The 25299-nt window shown below is 57.7% G+C and carries 26 protein-coding genes; 16 read left to right on the forward strand and 10 right to left on the reverse strand.

Annotated features, from left to right (window positions below; all coding sequences use genetic code 11):
• Positions 1 to 108: 108 nt before the first annotated feature.
• The 3 genes from GOV38_RS02285 to GOV38_RS02295 form a co-directional block, all read right to left on the reverse strand.
• Positions 109 to 822, reverse strand: a complete 714-nt coding sequence (locus GOV38_RS02285) for an ABC transporter ATP-binding protein (RefSeq protein WP_171207473.1) — start codon at positions 820 to 822, stop codon at positions 109 to 111.
• A 108-nt stretch (positions 823 to 930) separates the two neighbouring features.
• Positions 931 to 1719 carry an ABC transporter ATP-binding protein gene (locus GOV38_RS02290; RefSeq protein WP_171207474.1) on the reverse strand — a complete coding sequence of 263 codons (789 nt, stop codon included), beginning with the start codon at positions 1717 to 1719 and terminating at the stop codon, positions 931 to 933.
• A 127-nt stretch (positions 1720 to 1846) separates the two neighbouring features.
• Positions 1847 to 3028, reverse strand: a complete 1182-nt coding sequence (locus GOV38_RS02295) for an ABC transporter substrate-binding protein (RefSeq protein ID WP_171099031.1) — start codon at positions 3026 to 3028, stop codon at positions 1847 to 1849.
• A 162-nt stretch (positions 3029 to 3190) separates the two neighbouring features.
• Between GOV38_RS02295 and GOV38_RS02300 the strand changes: the two genes are divergently transcribed.
• Together GOV38_RS02300 and GOV38_RS02305 are read left to right on the forward strand one after the other, a co-directional pair.
• Entirely contained in the window at positions 3191 to 4282 is a 1092-nt protein-coding gene (locus tag GOV38_RS02300; RefSeq protein WP_171207475.1) for a PQQ-dependent sugar dehydrogenase, read from the forward strand.
• 81 nt (positions 4283 to 4363) lie between these two features.
• Entirely contained in the window at positions 4364 to 4891 is a 528-nt protein-coding gene (locus tag GOV38_RS02305) for a GNAT family N-acetyltransferase (RefSeq protein WP_171207476.1), read from the forward strand.
• A gap of 5 nt (positions 4892 to 4896) precedes the next feature.
• Here GOV38_RS02305 and GOV38_RS02310 read toward each other — a convergent pair whose 3' ends face one another.
• On the reverse strand, positions 4897 to 5901 hold the full coding sequence (locus GOV38_RS02310; RefSeq protein ID WP_171099026.1) for a GlxA family transcriptional regulator: 1005 nt from the start codon (positions 5899 to 5901) through the stop codon (positions 4897 to 4899).
• 167 nt (positions 5902 to 6068) lie between these two features.
• Here GOV38_RS02310 and GOV38_RS02315 point away from each other — a divergent pair, with 167 nt between their 5' ends.
• A complete protein-coding gene (locus GOV38_RS02315) occupies positions 6069 to 7439 on the forward strand; it encodes a class II 3-deoxy-7-phosphoheptulonate synthase (RefSeq protein ID WP_171207477.1) in 1371 nt (456 codons plus the stop codon).
• 54 nt (positions 7440 to 7493) lie between these two features.
• Here the strand turns inward: GOV38_RS02315 and GOV38_RS02320 are convergent, their stop codons facing one another.
• Positions 7494 to 8114, reverse strand: a complete 621-nt coding sequence (locus GOV38_RS02320; protein ID WP_171207478.1) for a PAS domain-containing protein — start codon at positions 8112 to 8114, stop codon at positions 7494 to 7496.
• A gap of 296 nt (positions 8115 to 8410) precedes the next feature.
• On the opposite strand from GOV38_RS02320, the gene GOV38_RS02325 reads away from it, so the two are divergent.
• The 11 genes from GOV38_RS02325 (at position 8411) to GOV38_RS02375 (ending at position 19225) form a co-directional block, all read left to right on the forward strand.
• The gene (locus GOV38_RS02325; protein ID WP_171099020.1) at positions 8411 to 9301 is read left to right on the forward strand and encodes a YicC/YloC family endoribonuclease; all 891 of its coding nucleotides are present in this window, start codon (positions 8411 to 8413) and stop codon (positions 9299 to 9301) included.
• A gap of 17 nt (positions 9302 to 9318) precedes the next feature.
• Complete coding sequence (gene gmk / locus GOV38_RS02330; protein WP_171207479.1) at positions 9319 to 9960, forward strand: guanylate kinase; 642 nt, start codon at positions 9319 to 9321, stop codon at positions 9958 to 9960.
• Positions 9957 to 10490, forward strand: coding sequence for a gamma carbonic anhydrase family protein (locus GOV38_RS02335; RefSeq protein ID WP_171207480.1), 534 nt, complete (start codon positions 9957 to 9959; stop codon positions 10488 to 10490). Before gmk ends, GOV38_RS02335 begins: the two co-directional genes overlap by 4 nt.
• An 18-nt stretch (positions 10491 to 10508) precedes the next feature.
• Positions 10509 to 11555 carry an ATP-binding protein gene (locus GOV38_RS02340; protein ID WP_171099014.1) on the forward strand — a complete coding sequence of 349 codons (1047 nt, stop codon included), beginning with the start codon at positions 10509 to 10511 and terminating at the stop codon, positions 11553 to 11555.
• Positions 11556 to 11710: 155 nt separating this feature from the next.
• Complete coding sequence (locus GOV38_RS02345) at positions 11711 to 12751, forward strand: substrate-binding domain-containing protein (protein ID WP_171207481.1); 1041 nt, start codon at positions 11711 to 11713, stop codon at positions 12749 to 12751.
• Between the two features lie 92 nt (positions 12752 to 12843).
• Positions 12844 to 14316, forward strand: coding sequence for a phosphate ABC transporter permease subunit PstC (gene pstC, locus GOV38_RS02350; protein WP_171207482.1), 1473 nt, complete (start codon positions 12844 to 12846; stop codon positions 14314 to 14316).
• The gene (pstA, locus tag GOV38_RS02355) at positions 14313 to 15644 is read left to right on the forward strand and encodes a phosphate ABC transporter permease PstA (RefSeq protein WP_171207483.1); all 1332 of its coding nucleotides are present in this window, start codon (positions 14313 to 14315) and stop codon (positions 15642 to 15644) included. Before pstC ends, pstA begins: the two co-directional genes overlap by 4 nt.
• A gap of 12 nt (positions 15645 to 15656) precedes the next feature.
• Positions 15657 to 16454: a phosphate ABC transporter ATP-binding protein PstB gene (gene pstB / locus GOV38_RS02360; RefSeq protein ID WP_305848765.1), complete on the forward strand. Its 798-nt coding sequence runs from the start codon at positions 15657 to 15659 to the stop codon at positions 16452 to 16454.
• A gap of 16 nt (positions 16455 to 16470) precedes the next feature.
• Positions 16471 to 17172: a phosphate signaling complex protein PhoU gene (gene phoU / locus GOV38_RS02365; protein WP_171099005.1), complete on the forward strand. Its 702-nt coding sequence runs from the start codon at positions 16471 to 16473 to the stop codon at positions 17170 to 17172.
• A gap of 11 nt (positions 17173 to 17183) precedes the next feature.
• Complete coding sequence (gene phoB, locus GOV38_RS02370; RefSeq protein WP_171129495.1) at positions 17184 to 17873, forward strand: phosphate regulon transcriptional regulator PhoB; 690 nt, start codon at positions 17184 to 17186, stop codon at positions 17871 to 17873.
• 122 nt (positions 17874 to 17995) lie between these two features.
• A complete protein-coding gene (locus tag GOV38_RS02375) occupies positions 17996 to 19225 on the forward strand; it encodes an acyl-CoA dehydrogenase (RefSeq protein WP_171207485.1) in 1230 nt (409 codons plus the stop codon).
• An 86-nt stretch (positions 19226 to 19311) separates the two neighbouring features.
• On the opposite strand, the gene GOV38_RS02380 is transcribed toward GOV38_RS02375, so the two are convergent.
• Complete coding sequence (locus tag GOV38_RS02380; protein ID WP_171207486.1) at positions 19312 to 19671, reverse strand: 1-deoxy-D-xylulose-5-phosphate synthase; 360 nt, start codon at positions 19669 to 19671, stop codon at positions 19312 to 19314.
• Between the two features lie 161 nt (positions 19672 to 19832).
• On the opposite strand from GOV38_RS02380, the gene GOV38_RS02385 reads away from it, so the two are divergent.
• Complete coding sequence (locus tag GOV38_RS02385; RefSeq protein ID WP_171207487.1) at positions 19833 to 20600, forward strand: SDR family oxidoreductase; 768 nt, start codon at positions 19833 to 19835, stop codon at positions 20598 to 20600.
• Here the strand turns inward: GOV38_RS02385 and GOV38_RS02390 are convergent.
• Positions 20597 to 21466: an acyl-CoA thioesterase II gene (locus tag GOV38_RS02390; protein WP_171129488.1), complete on the reverse strand. Its 870-nt coding sequence runs from the start codon at positions 21464 to 21466 to the stop codon at positions 20597 to 20599. The two genes, GOV38_RS02385 and GOV38_RS02390, sit on opposite strands and share 4 nt — an antisense overlap.
• 35 nt (positions 21467 to 21501) lie before the next feature.
• Positions 21502 to 22707 (reverse strand): serine hydrolase, encoded by a 1206-nt coding sequence (locus tag GOV38_RS02395; protein WP_171207488.1) that lies wholly within the window; start codon positions 22705 to 22707, stop codon positions 21502 to 21504.
• A gap of 120 nt (positions 22708 to 22827) precedes the next feature.
• Here GOV38_RS02395 and GOV38_RS02400 point away from each other — a divergent pair, with 120 nt between their 5' ends.
• Entirely contained in the window at positions 22828 to 23433 is a 606-nt protein-coding gene (locus GOV38_RS02400; RefSeq protein WP_171207489.1) for a 2-hydroxychromene-2-carboxylate isomerase, read from the forward strand.
• Here the strand turns inward: GOV38_RS02400 and GOV38_RS02405 are convergent.
• A complete protein-coding gene (locus GOV38_RS02405) occupies positions 23417 to 24442 on the reverse strand; it encodes a phosphotransferase family protein (protein ID WP_171207490.1) in 1026 nt (341 codons plus the stop codon). The two genes, GOV38_RS02400 and GOV38_RS02405, sit on opposite strands and share 17 nt — an antisense overlap.
• A gap of 11 nt (positions 24443 to 24453) precedes the next feature.
• The gene (locus tag GOV38_RS02410; RefSeq protein WP_171098989.1) at positions 24454 to 25272 is read right to left on the reverse strand and encodes an SDR family NAD(P)-dependent oxidoreductase; all 819 of its coding nucleotides are present in this window, start codon (positions 25270 to 25272) and stop codon (positions 24454 to 24456) included.
• Positions 25273 to 25299: the final 27 nt, after the last annotated feature.

Consider the following 25299-nt stretch of genomic DNA (forward strand, 5'->3'; position numbering starts at 1 on the left):
GAACAACTTGAGTGTCTGAACGCGTCGCTTCGGGAGTCGAGTTTTCGGCATAGACGACGCAAGCAAGAAAACATGAAAGAAAGACACTTAGAAAGCAGGCTTTCATCCTCACCCCCCCAAGAAACTCTTGCGCACTTCGGGATCGGCCAACAGCTCCTTACCGGTGCCCGTATAGGCATTCCGCCCCTGAACCAGCACATAGCCCTTGTCGGCAATCTCCAACGCCTGACGCGCGTTCTGCTCGACCATCAGGATCGGCAAACCGGTGCGCGAAACTTCGATGATCCGGTCGAACAGCTCATCCATCACGATGGGGGAAACCCCGGCCGTGGGTTCATCCAGCATCAACACCTTGGGCTGGGTCATCAGCGCCCGGCCCACAGCCACTTGCTGACGCTGCCCGCCCGACAGCTCTCCGGCCGCCTGATGCCGCTTGTCGCGCAGGATGGGGAATAGGTCGAACACCTGCTCCATCGTGTCCGAGAAATCATCGGTTCGGATAAACGCGCCCATCTCAAGGTTTTCTTCCACGGTCATCGAGGTGAAGATATTCGAGGTCTGCGGCACAAACCCCATCCCCTTGACCACCCGATCTTGCGGCGACAACGCGGTGATATCCTCGCCATCCAGCCGCACCGCACCGGCGCGCACGTCCAGCATCCCAAAGACGGCCTTCATCGCCGTCGACTTGCCCGCCCCGTTGGGCCCGACAATCACTGCAATCTCACCGGCATCCACCGCAATAGTGCAGTCATGCAGGATATCCGGCCCCTTGCCATAGCCACCGGTCATGGTGTCACCGATCAAAAAAGGCTCACCCATAAACCGGATCCCCTGTCGTCTGGCCATAAGTATCCCAATGGTTTTGGGGGCAGGGCCCCCATCCCGCACAACAAAGCGCGCCGCAGGCGCTCATTTGGATCACATCCATCAAGCCCCGGCCTCCAGTTTGTCTTTGTTTTTCAAACCGGTGCCCAGATAGGCCTCGATCACCTGTTCATTGGCCTTGATCTCATCCAGCGTGCCCTGGGCTAGCACCTTGCCCTCGGCCATGCAGATCACCGGATCACAGATCTTGCCGATGAAATCCATGTCATGCTCGATGACAACAAAGGTATATCCACGCTCGGCATTCAGACGCAGGATCGTGTCGGCGATGGTCATCAGTAGGGTACGGTTCACGCCCGCGCCGACCTCATCCAGAAACACGATCTTGGCGTCCACCATCATGGTTCGGCCAAGCTCCAGCAGCTTTTTCTGCCCACCCGAGACCTGACCGGCCTTGTGATCGGCCAGATGTTCGATGGTCAGAAACTCAAGCACCTCATCGGCCTTGGCCTTCAAAGCGCGCTCTTCATCGGCGATGCGTTTGCGACCAAACCAGGTGTTCCACAGCGACTCTCCCGATTGCGCGCCGGGCACCATCATCAGGTTTTCGCGACAGCTCATCGAGGAAAACTCATGCGCAATCTGAAACGTGCGCAGCAGACCTTTGTGAAACAGATCATGCGGTGGCAGGCCGGTGATATCTTCGCCATCCATGAAGACCCGGCCACTGGTGGGGGGCAGAACCCCGGCGATCACGTTGAACAGAGTGGTTTTCCCGGCCCCGTTTGGTCCGATCAACCCGGTGATCGAGCCTTCCTGGATTTCCAGCGATGCCCCGTCCACCGCATGAAACCCGCCGAAATGCTTGTGCACGTCTTCGACGACGATCATCATATCCCCTTGCCGCCCTGTTTGGCGTTCTTATTGCCCCGACCCTGAGAAAGGTGGCGCCTTTTGTCACTGAAACAGCCCAGGCACAAGGCCCGGGCTGCTTGTGTTTATGATCGTTTACGCAGGATCAACGGAAGTTGACGGTTGTGTTTTCACCGTCGGTGACTTCGATCTCGCGGTAAGAGCCTGCGCTTTCACCGGGGCCGATCAGTTCCACACCCGAGGCACCGACATAGTCGATCTCTTGACCCGCGGCCAACAGCTCCAGACCCTTGGCCAGCTCACCGGGATAGATCTTTTCGCCCGGTGCGTTGGCCACGTCCATGACCTTGGCTGCATAATCGGCCGGGTTGGTCGAACCTGCGGCCTGCATGGCCAGCATGAACAACGCCGCGGCGTCATAGGATTCCGGCGAATAGGGCGACGAGCCGTCAAAGCCACCGGCTTCGGCCATGGCAAAATACTTCTCAGCGCCTTCACCGCCCGAACCGGCGATCTGACCGAACGAGCCGTTCAGGTCAGGCCCGACATTGGCTGGCAGCGAATCTCCGATCATGCCACCGGGCAGACCGAAAGTGTCAAAAGCGCCACTGTCCAACGCCGACTGGATGATGCCCAGACCGCCCTGGTCCAGATAGCCTGCGACGACCAGAATGTCGCCACCCGCCGAGGCCAGCGCGCCCACTTCAGCGGAATAGTCGGCCTTGCCGTCCTCATGCGCGGCAACGATGGTCACTTCACCACCCGATGCCTCGAAAGAGGACTGGATCGCGTCCGCCAGACCCTTGCCGTAGTCGTTATTGGTATAGGTCAGCGCGATTGAGCTGATGCCGCGATCATTCAGGATGTCTGCCATCACCTGACCTTCACGCGCATCCGACGGAGCGGTGCGGAAGAACAGGCCATTGTCTTCCATGGTCGACAGACCCGGCGAGGTGGCCGAGGGCGAGATCATCACCATACCGTTCGGAATCGCCACGTTCTGCAGGATCGCCCCGGTCACGCCCGAGCAGTCACCGCCGATAATGCCTGCGACACCATCGGCGATCATGCGTTCACCATTGGACGTGGCCAGACCGTTATCGATACAGCCTGTATCGGCGCGCACACCGGTCACTGTGGTGCCGTCCAGCAGCTTGCCGGATTCGGTGACCTCGGCAATCGCCATCTCGGCGCCTGATCCCATGGCCGGGGCCAGCGATTCAATCGGACCGGTAAAGCCCAAAAGGATGCCCAGTTTGACATCGTCTGCCATAGCGGTGCCCGCCAGCAGAGCAGTTGCTGCGGTTGCTGTCAGCAGCTTTTTCATTGTGTTACTCCCTATTGTCATAGTCTTCTTCTGCGACAGACCCTAGGCAAGCCGTTCGCAAAAGAAAAGTCTTAACGCAAACGTGCTTTTACGCAGGCTAAAACTATTTGCTTTGATAGGTTTGTTCTTTGGAACGCTTGTCCCGCTTGCAAGAGGTTTGAAATGCTCCGACTTGTTTCGTCACTGCTTCTGATCCTGTTCGTCCCCGGTGCCATGGCTGATACGCTCCAAACCAGCGCGGGGCCGGTCACTCTGACCAAACAGATCGGCGGCCTGGATACGCCTTGGGCCATTGGCATCCTGCCGGATGGCGATTTCCTGGTGACCGAGCGAGACGGCGAGTTGCTCTATGTCAAAGACGGCCAAGCCAAGGCGGTACGCGGTGTGCCCAAGGTCGCAGCGCGCGGGCAGGGCGGGTTGCTGGACGTGACCATTCCAAGGGATTTTGCCCAGAGCCGCGAGATGTTCCTGACTTACTCCAAGCCGCAAAACGGCGGTGCGGGCACCGCTCTGGCAGTGGCGCGGCTTACTGAAAGCGGAGCGCGACTGACCAACCTGCGGGTGATCTTTGAGGCCACACCCGGCGGGTCCGGTGGCCGGCATTTCGGATCGCGCGTCGTTGAAGCGCAGGATGGCAGCCTGTTTGTCACCATCGGCGACCGGGGCGACCGGCCTTCGGCGCAGGATTTGCTGACGCATATGGGATCGGTGATCCGGATCAATCGGGACGGATCGGTGCCCACAGACAATCCGTTCATCGGCGAAAGCAGCGTTCGGCCCGAGATCTGGTCTTATGGCCACCGCAACCCGCAAGGCGCGGGTCTGGATGCGCGCGGGCGGCTTTGGGTGTCGGAACATGGCGCGCGGGGTGGTGACGAGGTGAATCTGGTAGAACCCGGCGCGAATTACGGATGGCCGGTGATCTCCTATGGCGTGCACTACTCAGGCCAGAAAATCGGTGAAGGCACCTCGAAATCGGGGATGCAACAGCCTGAACACTATTGGGATCCGTCCATCGCGCCGTCTGGGTTGCTGGTCTATTCCGGCAAGCTCTGGCCCGAATGGAAAGACAACCTGTTCGTTGGGTCGTTGAAGTTCGACTATATCGCCCGACTTGACGGATCGCCTGTGCGTGAGGTTGAGCAGATCAAAGGGCCTGAGACCGCGCGGGTGCGCGACATCGTCGAGGCCCCGGACGGGTCGATCTGGTTCTTGTCAGTGGGCGACGGCGCGGTCTATCGCATGACGCCGTGATTTTCACCAAATGGATGCGATCGAGGGCTGTTTCAGACGAAAGACTTTCTCATCGGCGGCCCGCTATGCCAGATTGCAGTCATGAGCGCTTTTGACATTGAACTTTGCACCGAAATGCCGCCCAAAGAGGCGTTGAATGACATTCTGTTGCAGTATTACGGGCTGATCGTTGAACGTATGGGCGCCATGGGTTTCGATATCGACCCGGCTGCCCCCAAAAGCGCATTGGCCGAGTTTTGGGCGAATGCGGATGATTACCTGCCTCCGAAAGGGTGCCTGGTTGTGGCACGCAATGGGACCGGCGAGATCGTCGGTTGCGGCATGATGAAACGCTTTGATGACGCCACGGGCGAATTGAAACGAGTTTTCGTGACTGAGGCCGCTCGGGGCACCGGCACCGGGCGGGCTCTGATCGAAGCGCGAGAGCAGGCTGCGCGCGATATGGGGCTGACGCGACTGATTGCCGATACGCTTACACCCAATGTCGAAATGCGCGATCTCTATCCCAAACTCGGATTTGTCGAATTAGAGGATCCGATTGAAACAACGACTTATTTGGATCAGCCGATGCTGCGACCGCATCTGCATTACTTCGAAAAGCACCTGTAAAGGCGTCACACCGACAGGCGCCCGCCTTGTGCGCCACGCTCACGATACGGCGTGGTGTTGTAATGCGCCCGATAGCATTTCGAGAAATGTGACGGGCTGGCAAAGCCGCAGGCCAGCGCCACGTTGATGACGCTCATATCCGTCTGCATCAGCAGGTTGCGCGCTTTGTGCAGGCGCAGTTCCATGTAGTAGCGCTTGGGCGACCGGCTCAGGTATCGGCGGAAGAGACGTTCCAACTGGCGGGTCGACATGCCGACATCTTTGGCCAGGATCGATGGCGAGATCGGCTCTTCGATGTTCTTTTCCATCATCAGGATGACCTGGCTCAGCTTGGGATGGCGCACGCCGATCCGCGTCGGCGTGGACAGGCGCTGGGTATCCTGATCTGTCCGGATCGAGGAATAGATCATCTGGTCTGCCACCGCATTAGCCAGATCTTCGCCGTAGTCATCCGCGATCAGTTTGAGCATCAGGTCGATCGAGGAAGTGCCACCCGCCGTTGTCATCCGGTTGCCGTCGATCTGGAACACGGATTTGGTCAGGTGAACGTCTTCAAACTCTTCGGTGAAACTGTCCGAGTTTTCCCAATGAATCGTCGCGTTTTTACCGTCCAAAAGCCCGGCCTTGGCCAGCGTATAGGCAGCCGTGCACAAGCCGCCGATCTTGACACCTTTGCGCGCCTCGCGCCGCAGCCAGTTCAATACGCGCTTAGTGGTCGCAGTCTGTACGTCCACACCGCCGCAGACCAGCACAACTTCGTCCCGCTGCAACTCATCCAAATCAGAATCCAGCTGGAAGGTTGTCCCGGCCGAGCATTTGGCGATTTCACCACCTTCACCGGCCAGCGACCACGTATAAATCGTTTCGTTGGCCATTCGGTTGGCGATACGAAGGCTGTCCAGCGCCGATGCGAAGGACAAAAGTGAAAAGCCCTCGAGCAAGACAAAAACGAAATTCTTGGGCTTGGCGTCGGTGCCGTCCACTGTGACAACTTGGCGTTGCTCTTGCATGACGTCGTGTCCTTGCTGCGTGCCTGCGGTACCCACCAGGCAGAAGTTTTGCCCGCCACCTTGGTCAAAGCTTGATTGCGACGTCAAGAGGCGCAATTCGGATATGGCGTCCTTGAATTGCTTTTTGTATAGAGACCACCTGAATTACCTCAGTGGAGACCAAAGCTATGACCGAGTGGCACAAATCGAACTGGCGCAACAAGCCCCGGGTTCAGATGCCCGACTATACCGACGCGGCTGCGTTGGCCAAGGTAGAGTCTCAGCTTTCTCAGTATCCTCCGCTGGTCTTTGCCGGTGAAGCGCGCCGTCTGAAACAGCAGCTGGGCGCTGCTGGGCGCGGTGAGGCTTTCCTGCTGCAAGGTGGCGATTGTGCCGAAAGCTTTGAGCAATTCAGCGCGGATGCGATTCGCGACACGTTCAAGGTGATGCTGCAAATGGCCATGGTTCTGACCTATGGGGCCAAAGTGCCGGTGGTCAAAGTGGGCCGCATGGCGGGGCAATTTGCCAAACCGCGCAGCGCACCGACCGAGACAGTGGATGGCGTGGAACTGCCCAGCTATCGCGGTGACATCATCAACGATCTGGCCTTCACCCCCGAAGCGCGCATTCCGAACCCGGAAAAGATGCTGCAGGCCTATACGCAGGCAGCCGCCACGCTGAACCTGCTGCGCGCGTTTTCAACCGGTGGCTTCGCAGATATGAGCCGTGTTCACGCCTGGACACTCGGTTTTGCCGATGAACAGGACGTACAGAAATACTCGGAGATCGCGGACCGGATTCAGGACAGCATCGATTTCATGGGTGCCGCCGGAATCACGGCGGACACGACCCATGAGTTCTCGACCGTCGAGTTCTATACGAGCCATGAAGGCCTGTTGCTGGAATATGAAGAGGCGCTGACGCGTCTGGATTCCACCTCGGGCAAATGGCTGGCCGGTTCTGGTCATATGATCTGGATCGGTGACCGTACCCGTCAGCCCGATGGTGCGCATGTCGAGTTTTGCCGTGGTGTGCAGAACCCGATTGGCCTGAAATGCGGACCGACAACCACGGCTGAAGACCTCAAGGTTCTGATGTCCAAGCTGAACCCCAAGAACGAAGAAGGGCGCCTGACCCTGATCGCGCGCTTTGGTGCTGGCAATGTGGGTGAGCATCTGCCGCGGCTCATCAAGGCCGTCAAGGAAGAGGGGGCCAAGGTCACCTGGGTCTGCGACCCGATGCATGGCAACACCATCAAGTCGGCAACCGGGTACAAAACGCGCCCGTTCGACTCGGTCCTGCGCGAAGTGCGCGATTTCTTTGGCGTGCACCAGTCCGAAGATACAATCCCCGGTGGTGTGCATTTCGAGATGACCGGTCTGGACGTGACCGAATGCACCGGCGGCGTGCGCGCTGTGACCGAAGAGGATCTGTCGGATCGGTACCATACCGCCTGTGATCCGCGCTTGAACGCCTCGCAATCGCTGGAACTGGCCTTCCTGGTGGCCGAAGAGCTGACCAACCTGCGCCGTGGTCGCAGCAAACGCGCAACAGGCTAGTGTGATCGCTTTATGATTTGGAAGCGGCGGGCCCTGAGCCCGCCGTTTTTCGTTTCAGTCGTCGCGCGACACCACCAGTCTCAGATGGCGGCCTGCCGGACGAAATTCGCTCTGGTCTTCGGCAAAACCTGGTTCCGGTTCACTGACTCTCTGCGGCGGGCGCTGCACGTCCGAGACGTTGCGAATGTGATCGTCTGTCAGGGTGAAGCGGCGCGGTGTTGTGCCGATAACCCCGTCACTGACCATCACCCCCAGAATGCGACTGATATCCCCCAAATCGCTTTTCAAAGGCAGCAGGATCATACGCGCCTGCAAGCTGGTGCGCCCAAGTTTGCCTTTCGAGATCATGCTCAGCTCGGCCACGGCGGGAGCGGCAAAGACACGTTCCAGATGAGCTGTAATCTGGTCCCGCGATGCTGGGTCGAAGAAGGCTGTCATCGGCATGCCGCGCACTTCCATCCCCGCCAGTTTGTTCAGATGGCTACCCGCAAGGCGAAACCGGGCGAGACCGGGGGCGATGCGTTCGAGAATGAAAGTGTATTCAAGAATATTCTCAAGCCCACGCGGATCGATCTGGGAACGCATCGGCACCGCATTGCCGGTTAGCAATGCGGTCCAATACGCTTCGGCCTGACGAATTGGGGACAGGCTACGCCCACTGTCAAAGCGGTCCATCGCAACGATTTTTCCCGATTCCTGTCGGGGCTCACTCCCAAAAAAAGAACTCATTTTCCAACCTTTACGTCAATCCAAGCCGTTTTTCCTAAAATGCCGCATACTGGTCAGAGGTCTTGGCAGCACGGCTTAGGTTTCCACCAGATTGACAGGGGTTAATACAATTTTGGAGGAAATCTTTAACGAATGGTTAACCCAACACGGTAATGCAGAGACTGAGCGGGGCCTTGCTCTTGGTGGCCTGATGGCATTAGGTGCGTCCGATGCGGGGCGATGCGTTGCGAAAAGGGACATACATGATCAGATCCATGACCGGTTTTGCTGCTGGAAAAGGCGCGTTTGGCCCTCATTCCTGGAGCTGGGAATTGCGCAGCGTGAACGGCAAAGGGCTGGATATGCGCTTGCGTCTGCCCGACTGGCTGACCGGGCTGGAGGCAGCATTGCGGGCCGAGCTGTCGCGCAATGTCAGCCGCGGTAACGTTACTCTATCTTTGCGGGTCAGCCGGGAAGAAACTGCAACTGATCTGCGGCTGAATATCCCTGCAATGGAAGCGGCGCTTGAGGCCGTTGCGCGCACCGAGCAGATGGCTAATGCCCATGGCGTCACGCTGGCGCAATCGCGGGCAAGCGACCTTCTGTCCCTGCGGGGCATGATGGAGGCTGGAAGCGAAGACGATGACGCAGCGCCGTTGGTGGAACAGCTCAAGTCTGAATTCGGGCCCCTTTTGGCGGCGTTTCTTGAAATGCGCCAAACCGAAGGGCAGGCGCTTGCCGCGATCCTCGCCGATCAACTGAACCGGATTGCCGAACTCACCCAGGCGGCTGCGGGTCTGGCTGAACAGCGACGAGGCGAGATGGAACAGAACCTGCGCGCCAATCTGGCCCGCGTTCTGGACAACAGTCAGGGAGCGGATGAGGATCGGGTGGCGCAGGAACTTGCCCTGATCGCTGTTAAAGCCGACATCACAGAAGAGATTGACCGGCTGGCCGCCCATGTGGAGGCCACTCGGGATCTGTTGCAGCAGGACGGACCGGTGGGGCGTAAGCTTGATTTCCTGATGCAGGAGTTCAATCGTGAGGCCAACACGCTGTGTTCCAAATCGCAAAACGCCGAGCTGACGGCTGTTGGTCTGGAGCTTAAGGCGGTCATTGATCAGATGCGCGAGCAAGTGCAGAACGTAGAATAGAAGCAGGAACGGAAACGATGGCTGATCGCCGAGGTCTTTTAATCATTCTGTCTTCGCCCTCGGGCGCAGGCAAATCCACTTTGGCCCGGCGACTGATGCAGTGGGACGATGGGTTGGAGTTCTCAATCTCGGCCACCACCCGCGCGCCGCGCCCGGGCGAAGAGCATGGGCGCGAATATTACTTTTTGACCGAAGAAGCGTTCAAACAGCAGGTGACCGACGGTCAGATGCTGGAACACGCGCATGTTTTTGGCAATTTCTATGGATCGCCGGTCGCACCGGTGCGCGACTCGATCAACAGCGGCCGGGACGTTCTGTTCGACGTTGACTGGCAAGGGGATTTGCAGATCCGCAATTCTGATCTTGGCAAACACGCGCTGTCGATCTTTATTCTCCCGCCCTCGATCCCAGAATTGCGACGCAGGCTGGAAAGCCGGGGCCAGGACAGCGCAGATGTGATCAGCAAGCGGATGCTCAAAAGCTGGGACGAAATCAGCCATTGGGGTTATTACGATTATGTTCTGGTGAATGATGATCTGGACGCGACCGAAGAAAAGCTGAAGACCATCATCAGCGCTGAACGGATGCGCCGGATCCAGCAACCCGCGCTGCAAGAGCATGTGCGCAAACTGCAGATGGAATTCGAGGAACAGTCATGACGCTTTACGCTCTGGGCGATGACGCGCCGCAGATACACGACGACACTTGGGTCGCGCCCGACGCCAATCTGATCGGCAAAGTGGTGCTGGAGAAGGGCGCCTCGGTCTGGTTTGGCTGCACCCTGCGCGCGGACCATGAAGAGATACGGGTGGGCACCGGCAGCAACGTTCAGGAAAACTGCGTAATGCATATCGATCCGGGCTATCCGCTGAGCATCGGCCAGAACTGCACCATCGGTCACAAGGTCATGTTGCACGGTTGCACGATCGGCGATAACAGCCTGATCGGCATGGGTGCGATTGTGCTGAACGGTGCCAGGATCGGGCGCAATTGCCTGATTGGGGCAGGGGCGCTGGTTACTGAAGGCAAAGAGATCCCTGACAATTCGCTGGTCATGGGGGCGCCGGGCAAGGTCGTGCGTCAGTTGGACGAGGCCGCCGCCCAGCGCTTGACGCAAAGCGCGCTGCATTATCAGCAGAACATGCGGAAGTTTCGTGACACCCTCACAAAGGTCTCGACAGACGCCTAACGCATCAAAGGCATAATCATGTCCCAAGACCTGACCGAAGAATTTGTTTCAGCGCTTCCGTTGCCCGCTTTGATGGTCGATCAGACCGAACGCATCATCGCGGCCAATGCGGATGCGACGACCATTCTGGGGCAGAACATCACCGGTCGCCATTTCGCCACCATCCTGCGTCAGCCGCTGGTGATCGAGGCGATCGAACAAAGCCTGCGCAGCAAGGGCAAAGCGAAAGCGCGCCATCTGACAAATGATGGGGCGCAGGATGTGACGTTTGAGGTCGAATGCCGCTATTTGAACGGTGTTGGCGCGGTTTCGGGCGGGGCGGCGCTGGTGGTGTTTCAGGATGTGACCCATCTGGAACAGGCCAGCCAGATGCGGCGCGATTTCGTGGCCAATGTCAGCCACGAGCTGCGCACGCCTCTGACAGCGCTGATGGGGTTTATCGAAACCCTGCGCGGCCCGGCCAAGGAAGACGCGGTCGCGCGCGAGCGGTTCTTGCAGATCATGGAAGATGAGGCGAACCGGATGAACCGTCTGGTCGGGGATCTTCTGTCGCTCAACCGGGTCGAAAGCGAAGAACGGGTCCGTCCGAAGGAACAGCTTGAACTGACGGGTTTGCTGCAATCCACCATCAATACGCTGCGGCCTTTGGCGGATGACGCCGACGTTAAACTGATACTGACCGCTCCCGATGATCCTGTGCTGATCCCCGGCGACAGCGATCAATTGCGCCAGGTCTTCACCAACCTGATCGAAAACGGGATCAAATATGGCGGGTCCGGTGGCAGCGTCGAATTGAAGCTGCGGGTCTTTGACCGCGACACGGCGATGCGTGGCCCAGCGGTGCGTGTGCAGATCATCGACAAGGGGCCGGGCATTGATTCTGTCCATCTGCCGCGCCTGACCGAACGCTTCTATCGCGCCGACAGCCACCGGTCACGCCAACTTGGCGGCACCGGTTTGGGGCTGGCCATCGTCAAACATATCGTCAACCGACATCGCGGTCGGTTGCGGGTGGAAAGCGATCTGGGCAAGGGTTCGGTTTTCACCGTGATCCTGCCCCGCTGAGCCGTTGCATCTTTTGTGACAAAAAATGCGCGAAAAACGCGATCTGTCATGAAACTGTTACATAGCTGTCACAAAAGGCTTACGAGCGCGATTTAGGGCTGCGCTCAAGATCATCATGGGGGTGATCACAACACTTTTCTATCAAGGAGACTGGAATGTCCTTTGTAAAACTGTCGGCCTCGGCTCTGGCCATCGCTGCCGTTTCGGCCACTGCTGCTGCTGCGCGTGACAATGTTCAAGTCGCGGGTTCGTCGACCGTCCTGCCATACGCTTCGATCGTTGCGGAACTGTTTGGTGAAAACACCGACTTCCCGACACCTGTTGTCGAATCGGGTGGCTCTTCCGCTGGTCTGAAGCGTTTCTGCGAAGGTGTTGGTGAGAACACCATCGACGTTGCAAACGCATCGCGTGCGATCCGTGAAAAAGAGATCAAGGCCTGCGCTGAAAACGGTGTGACCGACATCATGGAAGTCCGCATCGGCTATGACGGCATTGTGTTCGCCAGCCAGCAGACCGGTCCGGCTTTCAACGCGTTCGAGCCTTCGGACATCTTCAACGCCCTGGGCGCGAAGGTTCTGAAAGACGGCGAAGTTGTTGATAACCCTTACAACACTTGGGCCGAGTTCAACCCGGACCTGCCTGATGTTGAAATCGCAGGCTTCATCCCGGGCACCAAGCACGGCACCCGTGAAGTGTTCGAAGAAAAAGTTCTGCTGATCGGCTGTGAAGCAACCGGCGCAATGCAGGCCATGATCGATGGCGGCATGAGCGAAGATGACGCAGAAGATGCATGTCTGGCCGTTCGTACCGATGGCAAGTCGGTCGATATCGACGGTGACTATACCGAGACTCTGGCCCGCATCGACACCAACCCCAACGGCATCGGCGTGTTCGGTCTGGCGTTCTATGAGAACAACACCGACAAGCTGAAAGTGGGCACCATGTCAGGTATCGCTCCGTCGACCGAGACCATCTCGACCGGTGAATACCCCGTATCGCGCCCGCTGTTCTTCTACGTCAAGAAAGCGCATATCGGCGTGATCCCTGGCCTGAAAGAATACGCTCAGTTCTTTACTGCTGACGAAATCGCAGGCCCGTCGGGTCCTCTGGCCAACTACGGCCTGGTGGCAGACCCCGAGCTGGTGAAAACACAGGATGCGATCAACAACGAAGTGACCATGGGTTCGGGCAGCTAAGCCTGATGATGGTTTAACGGTTTGGGGGCGGCGGACAGTCGCCCCCTTCTGTGTCTTTCTAAAGTCTCTCAACCGAGAGCAACGGGGGTGTCATGCCAATAGCTTGGCTTATACTGATCGTGCTGGCGATTGCGTCGGTCGGATATGTTCTGGGACGATCACGCGCTTTGCAGAGTGCCGGCGGGGACAGCCGGGGTTTGCATTCCTTGCCGGTCTTTTACGGCACCAATATTGCGCTTAAGACCGTGGTGCCTGCCTTTGGGCTTTTGATCGTTTGGCTGCTGGCACAGCCTCTTTTTGTGAATTCCCAAATCTCGGACATGATCCCGGAAAGCGCGATCAAAGAGGGTTCGTCTCTCAGCCTGGTTATGGCCGAAGTGCGCCGAACAGCGACCGGTCTGGACAATGCCGTTGCCCAAGGCATCTTGTCCGAAGCGGACGCGAATGACGCAAATGCCGATGTCACCGAATTGACGCAGATTTTGAAGGACGCGGGGCAGGTCGTTACTTCGGATATTTCTCAGCCGGTCTTGAATGCTGCTCAGCGCTATCGCCTGATGAACGCAACCGGCTATACGATCATGTCCTTCGTGGTTTTGTTTGTCGCTTTGATCGGCGCCGCTGCAGGTTGGTTGCAGACCAATGCCGACTATCGCGCCCGCAACGTGGTCGAGCAGGGTGTGGGCGTTTTGCTGTTGGCCGCCGCATCCATCGCCATCCTGACGACGGTAGGCATCGTGCTTTCGCTGGTCTTCAACACCTGGGAGTTCTTCAAGCTTTACCCCGCCACGGATTTCTTCTTTGGCCTGACCTGGTCGCCCAGCTTTTCAGGGCGCGGAGGCCTGTCCGAGTTGGGGATCATCCCGCTGCTGTGGGGTACGCTCTATATCTCGTTCGTGGCGCTTCTGGTGGCCGTGCCCATCGGCTTGTTCGCCGCGATCTACCTCAGCGAATACGCCTCGCCGCGTGTCCGTTCGGTCGCCAAGCCGATGCTTGAGGTGCTGGCCGGTATCCCCACCATCGTCTACGGTCTTTTTGCTTTGCTGACAGTGGGTCCGCTGTTGCTGAACATCTTTGGCGCCGATGGTCTGGGCTGGATGAAAGCCGGGACTGCGGTGATGACGGCGGGTGTCGTCATGGGGATCATGCTGATCCCGTTTGTGTCGTCGTTGTCGGATGACATCATCAACGCGGTTCCGCAGGCCATGCGCGACGGGTCTTACGGTTTGGGGGCCACCCAGTCCGAGACGATCCGTCAGGTTGTTTTGCCCGCCGCCTTGCCGGGCATCGTGGGTGCCATCCTGTTGGCTGCATCACGCGCCATCGGCGAGACCATGATCGTGGTTCTGGGGGCGGGCGCGGCTGCGCGCCTCAGCCTCAACCCGTTTGAAGCGATGACAACCGTGACCGCCAAGATCGTCAGCCAGCTGACAGGCGATGCCGACTTTGCCTCGCCCGAGGCGCTGGTCGCCTTTGCCCTTGGCATGACACTGTTTGTTCTGACCTTGGGGCTGAATGTCTTTGCCCTTTATATCGTGCGCAAATACCGGGAGCAGTACGAATGACCGACGCCAGCATGCAAAGCCCCGAAACCGGTCGCCACGCAGCGTCTCTGACAGCAACCGATGCGCGTACGATCAAACGCGCGAAGGCCGAGAAACGGTTCCGCACCTATGGCATTGTCGCCATCGCAACCGGTCTGTTCTTTCTGGTGGTGTTGTTTGCCTCGATCCTGTCGCAGGGTATCCCGGCCTTTCAGCGCACGGTTGTCAGTGTCGACTTCACCCTGACCGAACAGCAGCGGGAAGAGGCCGAAAGCACCCTGTTCAAAACCAAAGCCTATTCCGATCTGTTCATCTCAGCCCTCAACAAAGAGCTGACAGAACGTGGGGTCGAAGTGGATTTCGACGATGCCGCAATTGAGCGTCTGTTGGGTAAGGTTGGCGGCACGATCCGTACCTTCTATGCCGAAAACCCTGATCAGCTGGGGCAGCCGATCGAGTTTGATCTGGCCGCCTCCAGCCGCGTTGATGGATATTTCAAAGGCCGCGTGTCGCGTGACACGCTGCAAGACAGCCGCTTTCTGCAACTGAGCGACCTTGATCTGGTCGATGCGCTGAAAGAGGCCGGAATCATCAAGCAGGGGTTCAACTGGCCCTTCATCACCGGCGCAGATTCAGGTGTGGACAACCCGGGCGGCGCGGGGATCGGGGCCTCGGTTGTGGGCTCGTTCTTCATGATGCTGGTTGTGTTGGTCCTGTCCTTGCCCATCGGCGTTGCGGCGTCGATCTATCTTGAAGAATTTGCGCCGCAGAACAATTTCACCGATCTGATCGAGGTGAACATCTCGAACCTGGCCGCAGTTCCGTCTATTGTGTTTGGTATTCTGGGTCTGGCCGTGTTCATTCAGTTCATGCACCTGCCGCAATCGGCACCTTTGGTCGGAGGGCTGGTGCTGACGCTGATGACCCTGCCCACAATCATCATCTCGACCCGCGCCTCGCTCAAGGCGGTACCGCCGTCGATCCGGGATGCTGCACTTGGGGTAGGGGCCTCGAAAATGCAGGCGGTGTTCCACCACGTTCTGCCGCTGGCCGCGCCGGGTATCCTGACAGGCACCATCATTGGTCTGGCGCAAGCCTTGGGTGAAACCGCACCGCTGCTGCTGATCGGGATGGTGGGCTTTGTGGCTCGGGGCTACCCCGATGGGTTCCTGGCAGGCTTTACCGATCCGAACTCGGCCATGCCCGCACAGATCTATACCTGGGCCGCCCGCGCCGATGTGGGCTTTTACGAGAAGGCCTGGGGCGGGATCATCATCCTTTTGATGTTCCTGCTGACCATGAATATCATCGCAATTATCCTGCGCCGCCGCTTTGAACGCCGCTGGTAAATGGAGGCTACAATGAATGACATGACACGAGTGGAGAGAGCTGTGGACTCCCAAGACATCAAAATCAACGCCAAGAATGTTCAGGTGTTTTATGGTGAGAACCATGCGATCAAGGATGTGAATGTCGATATCGAAGATAAGACCGTCACCGCCTTTATCGGCCCGTCGGGCTGCGGGAAGTCCACCTTCCTGCGCTGTCTGAACCGGATGAACGACACAATCGACATCTGCAAGGTCAAGGGTGACATTCTGCTGGACGGTGAAGACATCTATGACAAGCGGGTCGATCCGGTGCAGCTGCGCGCCAAGGTGGGGATGGTGTTTCAGAAACCCAACCCGTTCCCAAAGTCGATCTATGACAACGTGGCTTACGGCCCGCGCATCCACGGGCTGGCCAAGAACAAAGCCGAGCTGGACGAGATTGTCGAAAAATCCCTGCGCCGAGGTGCGATCTGGGATGAAGTCAAAGACCGCCTGGATGCTCCGGGGACCGGCCTGTCCGGTGGTCAGCAACAGCGACTGTGCATTGCCCGTGCAGTCGCGACCGAACCCGAAGTGCTGTTGATGGACGAGCCTTGTTCCGCGCTGGACCCGATTGCAACTGCACAGGTCGAGGAACTGATCGACGAGCTGCGCGCGCGCTATTCGGTGGTCATCGTGACCCACTCGATGCAGCAGGCAGCACGGGTCAGCCAGAAGACGGCGTTTTTCCATCTGGGGAACCTGGTCGAGTTCGGTGAAACCGGGCAGATATTTACCAACCCCGAAGACCCGCGCACTGAAAGCTACATCACAGGCCGGATCGGCTGAGCACAGGTATTTTCCTATGAGCGAACAACACATTGCATCTGCATTCGACCGTGATCTGGAAGCGATCCAGGCCCATATCATGAAGATGGGTGGCCTTGTCGAAGCCGCCATCATGAGCTCGGCCCGGTCGCTTGAATCGCGCGACGAAGAGCTGGCCCAAGAGGTTAGAAACGGCGACAAGGCGATCGACGCGTTGGAAGAGTTGATCAACGAGGAAACCGCCCGTTTGATCGCCCTGCGCGCGCCCACGGCCAGTGACCTGCGACTGGTGCTGTCGGTCCTGAAAGTCTCGGCCAACCTTGAACGGATTGGCGATTACTCGAAAAACATCGCCAAACGCACGACTGTTCTGGCGGGTATGGGTGAGATCAACGGCAGCGCAGCCGCCTTGCGTCGCATGGCGCGTGAGGTCGAGCTGATGCTGCGCGACGCTCTGGACGCCTATATCCAGCGTGACGCGGAACTGGCCACCGACGTGATCGACCGGGATGAGGAGGTTGATCAGATGTACAACGGTCTCTTCCGTGAGTTCCTGACCTTCATGGCCGAAGACCCGCGCAACATCACCGCCTGTATGCATCTGCATTTCATCGCCAAGAATATCGAGCGGATGGGCGATCATGTGACGGCGATTGCCGAACAGGTCGTCTATCTGGTCACCGGCGAACGTCCCTCGGAAGCGCGGCCCAAGGCTGACGTGACCGCAGAATCCGCCTAGGAGGCATCGACATGTCCGCTGATCAACCAACGGTCCTGGTGGTCGAAGACGAATTGGCCCAACGTGAAGTGTTGGCCTATAACCTTGAGGCCGAAGGCTTTCGCGTGTCCAAAGCCGGCAGCGGGGATGAGGCCTTGCTGCTGGTCGATGAAGACAGCCCGGACATCATCGTTCTGGACTGGATGATGCCCAATCTCAGCGGCATCGAAGTCTGCCGTCGGCTGAAAACCCGGCCCGATACACGCACGATCCCGATCATTATGCTGTCGGCGCGATCCGAAGAGGTCGACAAGGTGCGTGGCCTGGAAACGGGAGCCGATGACTATGTGGTCAAACCCTATTCGGTGGTCGAACTAATGGCGCGGGTGCGGTCTCAGCTGCGGCGCGTGCGCCCCGCGACCGTCGGGCTGCGGTTGGAGTTTGACGACATCATCCTCGATTCCGAGACCCACAAGGTCAGCCGCAGTGACAAGCCGTTGAAACTGGGCCCGACCGAGTTCCGTCTACTCAGCACTTTCATGGAAAAACCCGGCCGGGTCTGGAGCCGCGAGCAATTGCTCGACCGGGTCTGGGGCCGCGATATTTATGTCGATACGCGGACTGTGGACGTTCATATCGGACGTTTGCGCAAAGCGCTGACCCAACATGGCGGCGCGGATCCGGTGCGCACGGTACGCGGTGCCGGATACGCTTTGGGCTGACCGGGGCAGGGAGCCCAAAGCCCGACTTATGCGGTTTGGTCATGCCATCTTGAGAATGTCTTGCTGTCCTTCGCGGGCAAGTCGGATTATGATCTCCGACGACTGCTTCAGCGGAGAGACAGATGAACGCCCCCGACACCAAACCGACATTGCGCGCCAAGGATCAACCCGACCTGGGAAGCTTTAGCTGGGACGATCCGTTTCGCCTGTCTGACCAGTTGGAAGAAGACGAGCGCATGATCGCGGAAAGTGCCCGCAGCTATGCGCAGGAAAAACTGCAGCCGCGGGTGACCCAAGCTTTTGCGGATGAGGAAACCGACCCCGAAATCTTTCGCGAGATGGGCGAGATGGGGCTGTTGGGGATCACCGTTCCCGAAGAATATGGCGGGCTTGGATCGGGCTATGTCAGCTACGGCCTTGTCGCGCGCGAGGTCGAACGGGTCGATTCAGGTTACCGGTCCATGATGTCGGTCCAAAGCTCGCTGGTGATGTATCCGATCTATGCCTATGGATCCGAGGCGCAGCGCCGGAAATACCTGCCGAAACTGGCCAGTGGCGAATGGATCGGTTGTTTTGGCCTGACCGAACCGGATGCCGGGTCGGACCCGGCAGGCATGAAAACCCGCGCCGAAAAGATCGATGGCGGCTACCGTTTGACCGGCAGCAAAATGTGGATCTCGAACGCGCCGATTGCAGATGTTTTTGTGGTCTGGGCCAAGTCCGACGCCCATGACGGCAAGATCCGGGGATTTGTTCTGGACAAAGGCCTGAAAGGTCTGAGCGCGCCGAAGATCGAAAACAAACTTAGCCTGCGCGCCTCGATTACGGGTGAGATCGTCCTGGACGGTATCGAAGTAGACGAGGGCGCCTTGCTGCCCCATGTGCAAGGTTTGAAGGGCCCGTTCGGCTGCCTAAACCGCGCCCGTTATGGCATCAGCTGGGGCACCATGGGTGCCGCCGAAGCCTGCTGGCACGCCGCCCGGCAATACGGGCTGGACCGCAAGCAATTCGACAAGCCCTTGGCCCAGACGCAGCTCTACCAGAAAAAACTGGCCGACATGCAAACCGAGATCGCTTTGGGCCTGCAAGCCAGCCTGCGGGTTGGCCGTTTGATGGATCAAGCTCAGGCCGCGCCCGAGATGATCTCAATCGTCAAACGCAACAATTGCGGCAAAGCGCTCGACATCGCACGGATGGCACGGGATATGCATGGGGGCAATGGTATCTCTCTGGAATTTCAGGTTGTGCGCCACATGATCAATCTGGAGACTGTGAACACCTATGAAGGAACCCACGACGTGCACGCCTTGATCCTTGGCCGGGCGCAGACAGGGTTGCAGGCTTTTTATTAGGTTTTGCGACCGAACAAAAAATTCACCAAAAGGCGCTCAACGTACGCATCACTGGGGCAGGGCTAAATAGCCCGGTGTCTAGTATCTCAGGAAATAAGAGCCGCGTATTCTTCACGGATGTCCTCGTCGACGAGAACACCACTATTCCCGCCATATAGGCGATCATTCTGGTCTTTCCGCGGCCCGGAAATCCAATAGTGATCGCCGCTTTCGGTCTCGAAAAAGTTCGCTTTGAAACCCGCGCCCTTCAAGCTTTGGAATTTGAGACCCTTGTAGTACAACGTCTTGCCGGATTTCGAGAAATAGACACGGCCAATCTCAGCGGGGCCTTCAAGACCTTCAGCTTTGCTTTCGATGTACATGATTTTTGAGCGTGACAGCCGGAACTGTGATGGCAGCTCTTCGTCATCCTCTAGGTTTTCAGTCCATAAGTCAGTTTGTTCCATATCGCTGTGTTATCGATATTGTTCCCTGAAGTCATCAAATGAAAATGCGTTTAATGCGCTTAATGCGTGTAATCAGTATTATGTAAGATAAACTGTAGTGCAGACACCTGACATCGCTTTGTGTATCTTGGCTAAATAAATGTCAGAAACTACGGCTTATCATGCAGTTACAAGACAAAACCGCAGTTATCACAGGTGCGGCTCAAGGGATTGGGCGTGCCCTGGCTGAGCGTTTTGCCCGTGATGGTGCGCGTGTCGTTTGTGCCGATATCGACGAAACCGGCGCGAAAGATGTTGCGGACCAGATTGGCGGTCACGCAGTTCATTGCGATGTGTCCAGAGAAGATCACACCGCGGCGCTGATTGACAAAGTCGAAGCTGAGATTGGTCCGATTGATCTGTTTTGCGCCAATGCAGGAATTCTGACGCTTGGCGGTCTGGACGTTCCGAACGAAGACTGGGATCGGATCTGGCGTGTGAACGTCATGTCTCATGTCTGGGCCGCACGACATGTCATTCCGCGGATGATCGCACGCGGTGGCGGATACTTCATGACCACGGCATCCGCCGCTGGTTTGCTGAACCAACCGGGTGCAGCGCCTTATGGTGTCACCAAACATGCAGCGGTCGGTTTTGCCGAATGGGTTGCTTTGACGTACAGCGATCAGGGCATCAAGACGTCTGTTTTGTGCCCTCAGGCGGTACGATCCGAGATGACGAAGGGCCATGAGAACTCGGTTGCGGCCATTGACGGCATGTTAGAGCCTGATATCGTCGCTCAATTCTGTGTTGAAGCGATCGAGGAAGAACGGTTCCTCATTCTGCCGCACGCGCAGGTTCTGGACTACATCCGATTGAAAACAGCTGACTATGACCGTTGGATCGAGGGAATGAATAAATTAAATCAGCGCTTTGGCGTTCAAAGCTAACCTTTTGGTTTTGCCCGACGCATGAGGCCTTCCTGCGCCACAGACGCAACCAGCGTGCCATCTTGAGCATAGATAGAGCCCCGGTTGAAACTGCGCCCCTGCCCCGTCCACGGTGAATCCATCGCATAAAGATGCCAGTTCTGGAACTGAACCGGCGCATGAAACCAAAGAGCGTGATCCAGACTGGCGGCGTTGACTTCTCCGGTGAACCAGCTGAGCCCGTGTGGACGCAGACCCGAACCCAGCAAGCTCATGTCTGAGGCATAGGCCAGCAGCAGATGCTGAGTTACGGGATCGGCCTGATCGGCGGCATTCATTCGAAACCAGATCGAGTTGCGGTCGTCGGTTTTTGCCGGGTGAAACAGGTCTTGGTGGTCAACTTCGCGCACTTCGATAGGTCGTTCGCGCATCAGTTCGGATTGGAACTTTTCGGGTACGCGGGACAGATACTGTTGTTGCAACGTGTTGCGGAGCGGGTGCGCTTCCGGGCCCTTCACATCGGGAATGGGGTGCTGATGGTCCCAGCCGTCATCCTGTATGTGGAACGAGGCCGACATGTTCAGAATCTGTTTGCCATGCTGAATAGCCACCACCCGACGGGTGGTGAAAGAGCCTCCATCCCGTGCTCGATCCACTTGATAAATAACAGGTTTGTCCGGGTCTCCGGGCCGGATGAAATAAGCGTGCAGCGAATGGCAACTGCGCGACTCAACGGTCCGGTAGGCGGCTGACAGAGCTTGGGCGATAACCTGTCCGCCAAAGATCCGCGTGGGCGTCTCACCACCCGAGCCGACGCCTCGGAACAGGTCAACCTCAAGCCGCTCGAGATTCAGCAATTCCAGCAGAATGCGTTCAGCTTCGGTCATCGGGCGCGCTCCGGTCGTGGTGTATATTGTCTGCGTTAGTCCACCAAAGCGACCTGCACAAGGGCTCGCAGCTGCGCGCGGGACGGGTAAGAGCTGGAGGGCGACAATTGGGTGAAAAAGACGGCAGTCATGCCGTTGGCACGATCCACCCAGAAAAAGGTCGACGCCATGCCGCCCCAGCTGAAATCGCCAATGGCGGCCGGCACCTGAAGCCGTCCTGGATCCAGAACAACAGCCCCACCAATGCCGAAACCCATGCCCTCCATCGGTTGTTCTGCAAAGCTACGCGGTCCCATCGAGGCAATGTCGCCTGGCAAGTGATTGCGCATCATAAAGTTTTTGATCCTTGCGCTCAGCACATCACTGTTTGGGCAGCGCAACATCTCGGCAAAACGACTGTAGTCGTCGATGGTGCCGACAAGACCGCCGCCGCCAGAAAACGTTGTCGCGGCTTCGAACGGGGAATCGCCAGGACGATCCACAAGGCGCAACGTATCCGAGCCTTTTTGAGCAGCGTTCAGGTCCATCGCGTCGCCATCCAGCGGCGTATAGAGCGAAGCGAACCGGTCCCCTGCCCCGGCTGGTACCGAAAACCCGGTTTCGCTCATGCCTAAGGGGTCGAAAACATGCGTGGCGAAATAGCGATCCAGTGACTGGCCGGACACCACTTCGATCACGCGACCGATCACGTCGATCCCGACCGAATATTCCCAGCGCGTTCCGGGCTGAAACGCAAGCGGAAGCTGGGCCAGATCGTGGATGCGTTTCGACAACGGTCCCTGGTCGGGTGCAAAATTCAGCTTTTGTTCATCCATTGCGGCGGGCAGAACGCCGGGATTGAACGGATAGCTCAGCCCGCTGGTATGGGTCAGCAACTGCGCCAATGTCGGCGTATTGGCCGGTTCGGTCTGATCGATGCTGCGCGCGTCAGGAATCAGAGCCTGCATATCCTTGAATTCCGGTAGAAATTCGCTGACCGGCGCACTCAGATGTAAAATCCCGCGCTCCAAAAGCTGCATCAGTGCAACCGAGGTGACGGGTTTGGTCATAGAATAGATCCGTGCGATCGTATCGCGTTGAAATGGCAGATCCTTTTCAACACTGCGCTGACCGCAACTGTGAAAGAAGCCTTCGGTGCCAAAACGGTTTAGCAACAGGGCGCAGCCTGCATATTTCCGTTCGTCGACATAGCGTTGCATCCAATCACGGATGAGTTGCAATTTCTGAGGATCAAATCCCATTATGAAATCCGCCTGTTTGGTGTTCTGCTGTGACCATGACAAAAACACATGTCATGAAAAATGCTAGTCTGTTGGATATAAAGATTCGGCCCCTCAACAATCTTGAACCGGAGAAGCAGGATGTCGCAACACATTGAATTTATGTACGACTTTTGCAGTCCGAACGCATATTTGGCCCATAAAGCGCTGTCCGGTCTGAAGCAACGGCCAAAGTCAGGGATCGTTTTTCAGCCTGTTCTACTGAGCCTTGTGTTCAAGTTGACCAACAATCAGAACCCGTTTCAGGCCTATTCCGAGAACCGGCAAAAGACCTCGTACCTGACCCATGATCTGCATCGGTTCGCGCGGCGTCGGGGTTTGAGTTTTCACATGAGCCCGCATTTTCCATTAAACACAAAATTCGCGATGCGCGGGGCGAGTTTTGCTCAAGGAAAATCTTGGGAATCCAAATATATCGACGCCGTTTTTGATGCGATATGGGTTCATGGGCAAAAGATTGATGATCTGAACGTACTGACCGATGTGTTGCAGGAACACGAGTTACCGGTGCGCAAGATCCGTGACGCCATGACTGATCCCGAGATCAAACAGCGCGTGAAAGACGAAACAAAGGCTGCCGTGCGACGCGGTGTGTTTGGCGTTCCGACATTGTTTTGGGGTTCTGAGATGTTTTTTGGCAAGAACAGCCTTGGAAATCTCGAGCTTGAGATCAAACAGTCGATCTGAGCGCGGCAACCCCATGCTGCGCGAACATCGGCACATAACTTCCGAACTTTTGCGCTCGCGCAGGATCCGAGGCGTTACCGTCCAAGGCGCGCTTGTAGACGCCCTGAAGAATTCCGGCCATGCGGAAGAAGGTGAAGCCCAGATAAAAGCCGAAATTGTCGATCCCGGCCAGCCCGCGCTTACTGCAATATGCGTCGATAAAGGCTTGATCTGACGGCAATCCCAGGCTTTCGCGATCCACACCAGCCAGCCCGCGCCCTTCTTTTCCGGGCGGCATTTGCCATTGCATGATGACGGCGGCCAGATCGGCATAGGGATGCCCGATGGTCGAGAGTTCCCAGTCCAGAACCCCGATGCAGCGAGTGCCGTCCTGTTCGAACATCAGGTTGTCGATCCGATAGTCACCATGCACCAGGGTACGTTGGCCGTCATCCTCGGGGATCTGCTGCTCGAGCTCGGTGATCAACTGATCCATCACCGGGATGGTTTGCGTCTCGGACGCCCGGTATTGCTTGGTCCAGCGCGCAATCTGGCGTTCAAAGTAATTGCCGGGCGGTCCAAAATCCGAAAGGCCCACCGCGTCGATATCGACCATATGCAATTCGGCCAAAACCCGGTTCATCTCATCCATTACGGCTGCGCGGGTCCGAGCTGTTTCGCTTTGCATCGCAGGTTCCATGAAGATGCGACCCGGAAGATGCTGCATCACGTAAAAAGCCGATCCGATCACACTGTCATCTTCGCACAGAAGATGCATCCGGGGGACCGGTACGTTACTGTCTGCCAGCGCACGTTGCACGCGGTATTCGCGGTCAACGGCATGAGCAGATTTCAGCAAAACGCCTTCGGGCTTACGCCGCAGCACGTATTGCGCCTTGGGCGTGCGTAGCAGGAATGTCGGGTTGGACTGGCCAATCGCGAATTTCTCCGCCTCCAGCGGGCCTTTGTACCCCTTAAGGTGGTGCTGCAAATAGGCATCTACGGCCTGAACGTCCAAGGCTTGTGTCATGTCACAGCCCCTTAAAGCGCTGCCGCAAAGATATTACCGCCGCTTTGCACATTTATCCCCCCCGACACCGGGATCACCGCGCCTGTAACATAACTGCCGCCCTGCCCGCAGAGAAACAGCATGCAGCCTGCGATATCCTCTTCTCGCCCGACCCGGCCCAGCGGCACGGCGTCGCCCACCTTCTCGCGGGTCTTTTCGTCAGCGGTCGCAAAGGCGGTCATGCGCGATACAAATGGCCCCGGCGCCAAAGCATTGACGGTGACCCGGTACGAAGCCAATTCCTTGGCCATGATTTTGGTCAGGTGCAACACGGCGGCTTTTGACGCGGAATAGCTATAGGCCCCATCGCCCATAGGCACTTCGCCCATGACCGAGCCCACATTGACCACCCGTGCGGGATCATCGTCGCTGGCCGATTGCATCAGCAAAGGCAACAGCTTCTGGGTCAGGTGGAAAATTCCCGCCACATTGACCGACATGACTTTGTCCCAGGCATCATAGGGGAATTGCCCCATCGGTGCACCCCACGACACGCCCGCATTATTCATTAAAATATCAAGTGTTTGCGTGCGGCTCTTGACCTCTTCCACCAACGCATCAATCCCTGCCTCAGAACTGACATCGCCACCGAAACCTTCTGCCTGACCGGGTGCGCCCAACGCATTCAGTTCAGCCGCGACAGCTTCGCAGGCCTCGCCTTTGCGCGACGCGATCAGTACGCGCGCTCCAGCCCGCACCAGCGCTTCGGCGGCCATGCGCCCGATCCCTGTGGCACCACCGGTAACCAAAGCGGTTTTTCCGTTCAACGAAAACAGGGCTTCGGGTGTCATGTGCTCTCCTCCTTGTGTTGGGCCCAA

This window comes from Ruegeria sp. HKCCA5839 (assembly GCF_013035585.1).
GTDB lineage: Bacteria > Pseudomonadota > Alphaproteobacteria > Rhodobacterales > Rhodobacteraceae > Ruegeria.

Excerpts from the sequence above, each read along its gene's own strand:
- GOV38_RS02285 (WP_171207473.1), bottom strand. The coding sequence starts at position 822 with ATGGGTGAGCCTTTTTTGATCGGTGACACCATGACCGGTGGCTATGGC.
- GOV38_RS02290 (WP_171207474.1), bottom strand. The coding sequence starts at position 1,719 with ATGATCGTCGTCGAAGACGTGCACAAGCATTTCGGCGGGTTTCATGCG.
- GOV38_RS02295 (WP_171099031.1), bottom strand. The coding sequence starts at position 3,028 with ATGAAAAAGCTGCTGACAGCAACCGCAGCAACTGCTCTGCTGGCGGGC.
- GOV38_RS02300 (WP_171207475.1), top strand. The coding sequence starts at position 3,191 with ATGCTCCGACTTGTTTCGTCACTGCTTCTGATCCTGTTCGTCCCCGGT.
- GOV38_RS02305 (WP_171207476.1), top strand. The coding sequence starts at position 4,364 with ATGAGCGCTTTTGACATTGAACTTTGCACCGAAATGCCGCCCAAAGAG.
- GOV38_RS02310 (WP_171099026.1), bottom strand. The coding sequence starts at position 5,901 with ATGCAAGAGCAACGCCAAGTTGTCACAGTGGACGGCACCGACGCCAAG.
- GOV38_RS02315 (WP_171207477.1), top strand. The coding sequence starts at position 6,069 with ATGACCGAGTGGCACAAATCGAACTGGCGCAACAAGCCCCGGGTTCAG.
- GOV38_RS02320 (WP_171207478.1), bottom strand. The coding sequence starts at position 8,114 with ATGGACCGCTTTGACAGTGGGCGTAGCCTGTCCCCAATTCGTCAGGCC.
- GOV38_RS02325 (WP_171099020.1), top strand. The coding sequence starts at position 8,411 with ATGATCAGATCCATGACCGGTTTTGCTGCTGGAAAAGGCGCGTTTGGC.
- gmk (WP_171207479.1), top strand. The coding sequence starts at position 9,319 with ATGGCTGATCGCCGAGGTCTTTTAATCATTCTGTCTTCGCCCTCGGGC.
- GOV38_RS02335 (WP_171207480.1), top strand. The coding sequence starts at position 9,957 with ATGACGCTTTACGCTCTGGGCGATGACGCGCCGCAGATACACGACGAC.
- GOV38_RS02340 (WP_171099014.1), top strand. The coding sequence starts at position 10,509 with ATGTCCCAAGACCTGACCGAAGAATTTGTTTCAGCGCTTCCGTTGCCC.
- GOV38_RS02345 (WP_171207481.1), top strand. The coding sequence starts at position 11,711 with ATGTCCTTTGTAAAACTGTCGGCCTCGGCTCTGGCCATCGCTGCCGTT.
- pstC (WP_171207482.1), top strand. The coding sequence starts at position 12,844 with ATGCCAATAGCTTGGCTTATACTGATCGTGCTGGCGATTGCGTCGGTC.
- pstA (WP_171207483.1), top strand. The coding sequence starts at position 14,313 with ATGACCGACGCCAGCATGCAAAGCCCCGAAACCGGTCGCCACGCAGCG.
- pstB (WP_305848765.1), top strand. The coding sequence starts at position 15,657 with ATGAATGACATGACACGAGTGGAGAGAGCTGTGGACTCCCAAGACATC.
- phoU (WP_171099005.1), top strand. The coding sequence starts at position 16,471 with ATGAGCGAACAACACATTGCATCTGCATTCGACCGTGATCTGGAAGCG.
- phoB (WP_171129495.1), top strand. The coding sequence starts at position 17,184 with ATGTCCGCTGATCAACCAACGGTCCTGGTGGTCGAAGACGAATTGGCC.
- GOV38_RS02375 (WP_171207485.1), top strand. The coding sequence starts at position 17,996 with ATGAACGCCCCCGACACCAAACCGACATTGCGCGCCAAGGATCAACCC.
- GOV38_RS02380 (WP_171207486.1), bottom strand. The coding sequence starts at position 19,671 with ATGGAACAAACTGACTTATGGACTGAAAACCTAGAGGATGACGAAGAG.
- GOV38_RS02385 (WP_171207487.1), top strand. The coding sequence starts at position 19,833 with ATGCAGTTACAAGACAAAACCGCAGTTATCACAGGTGCGGCTCAAGGG.
- GOV38_RS02390 (WP_171129488.1), bottom strand. The coding sequence starts at position 21,466 with ATGACCGAAGCTGAACGCATTCTGCTGGAATTGCTGAATCTCGAGCGG.
- GOV38_RS02395 (WP_171207488.1), bottom strand. The coding sequence starts at position 22,707 with ATGGGATTTGATCCTCAGAAATTGCAACTCATCCGTGATTGGATGCAA.
- GOV38_RS02400 (WP_171207489.1), top strand. The coding sequence starts at position 22,828 with ATGTCGCAACACATTGAATTTATGTACGACTTTTGCAGTCCGAACGCA.
- GOV38_RS02405 (WP_171207490.1), bottom strand. The coding sequence starts at position 24,442 with ATGACACAAGCCTTGGACGTTCAGGCCGTAGATGCCTATTTGCAGCAC.
- GOV38_RS02410 (WP_171098989.1), bottom strand. The coding sequence starts at position 25,272 with ATGACACCCGAAGCCCTGTTTTCGTTGAACGGAAAAACCGCTTTGGTT.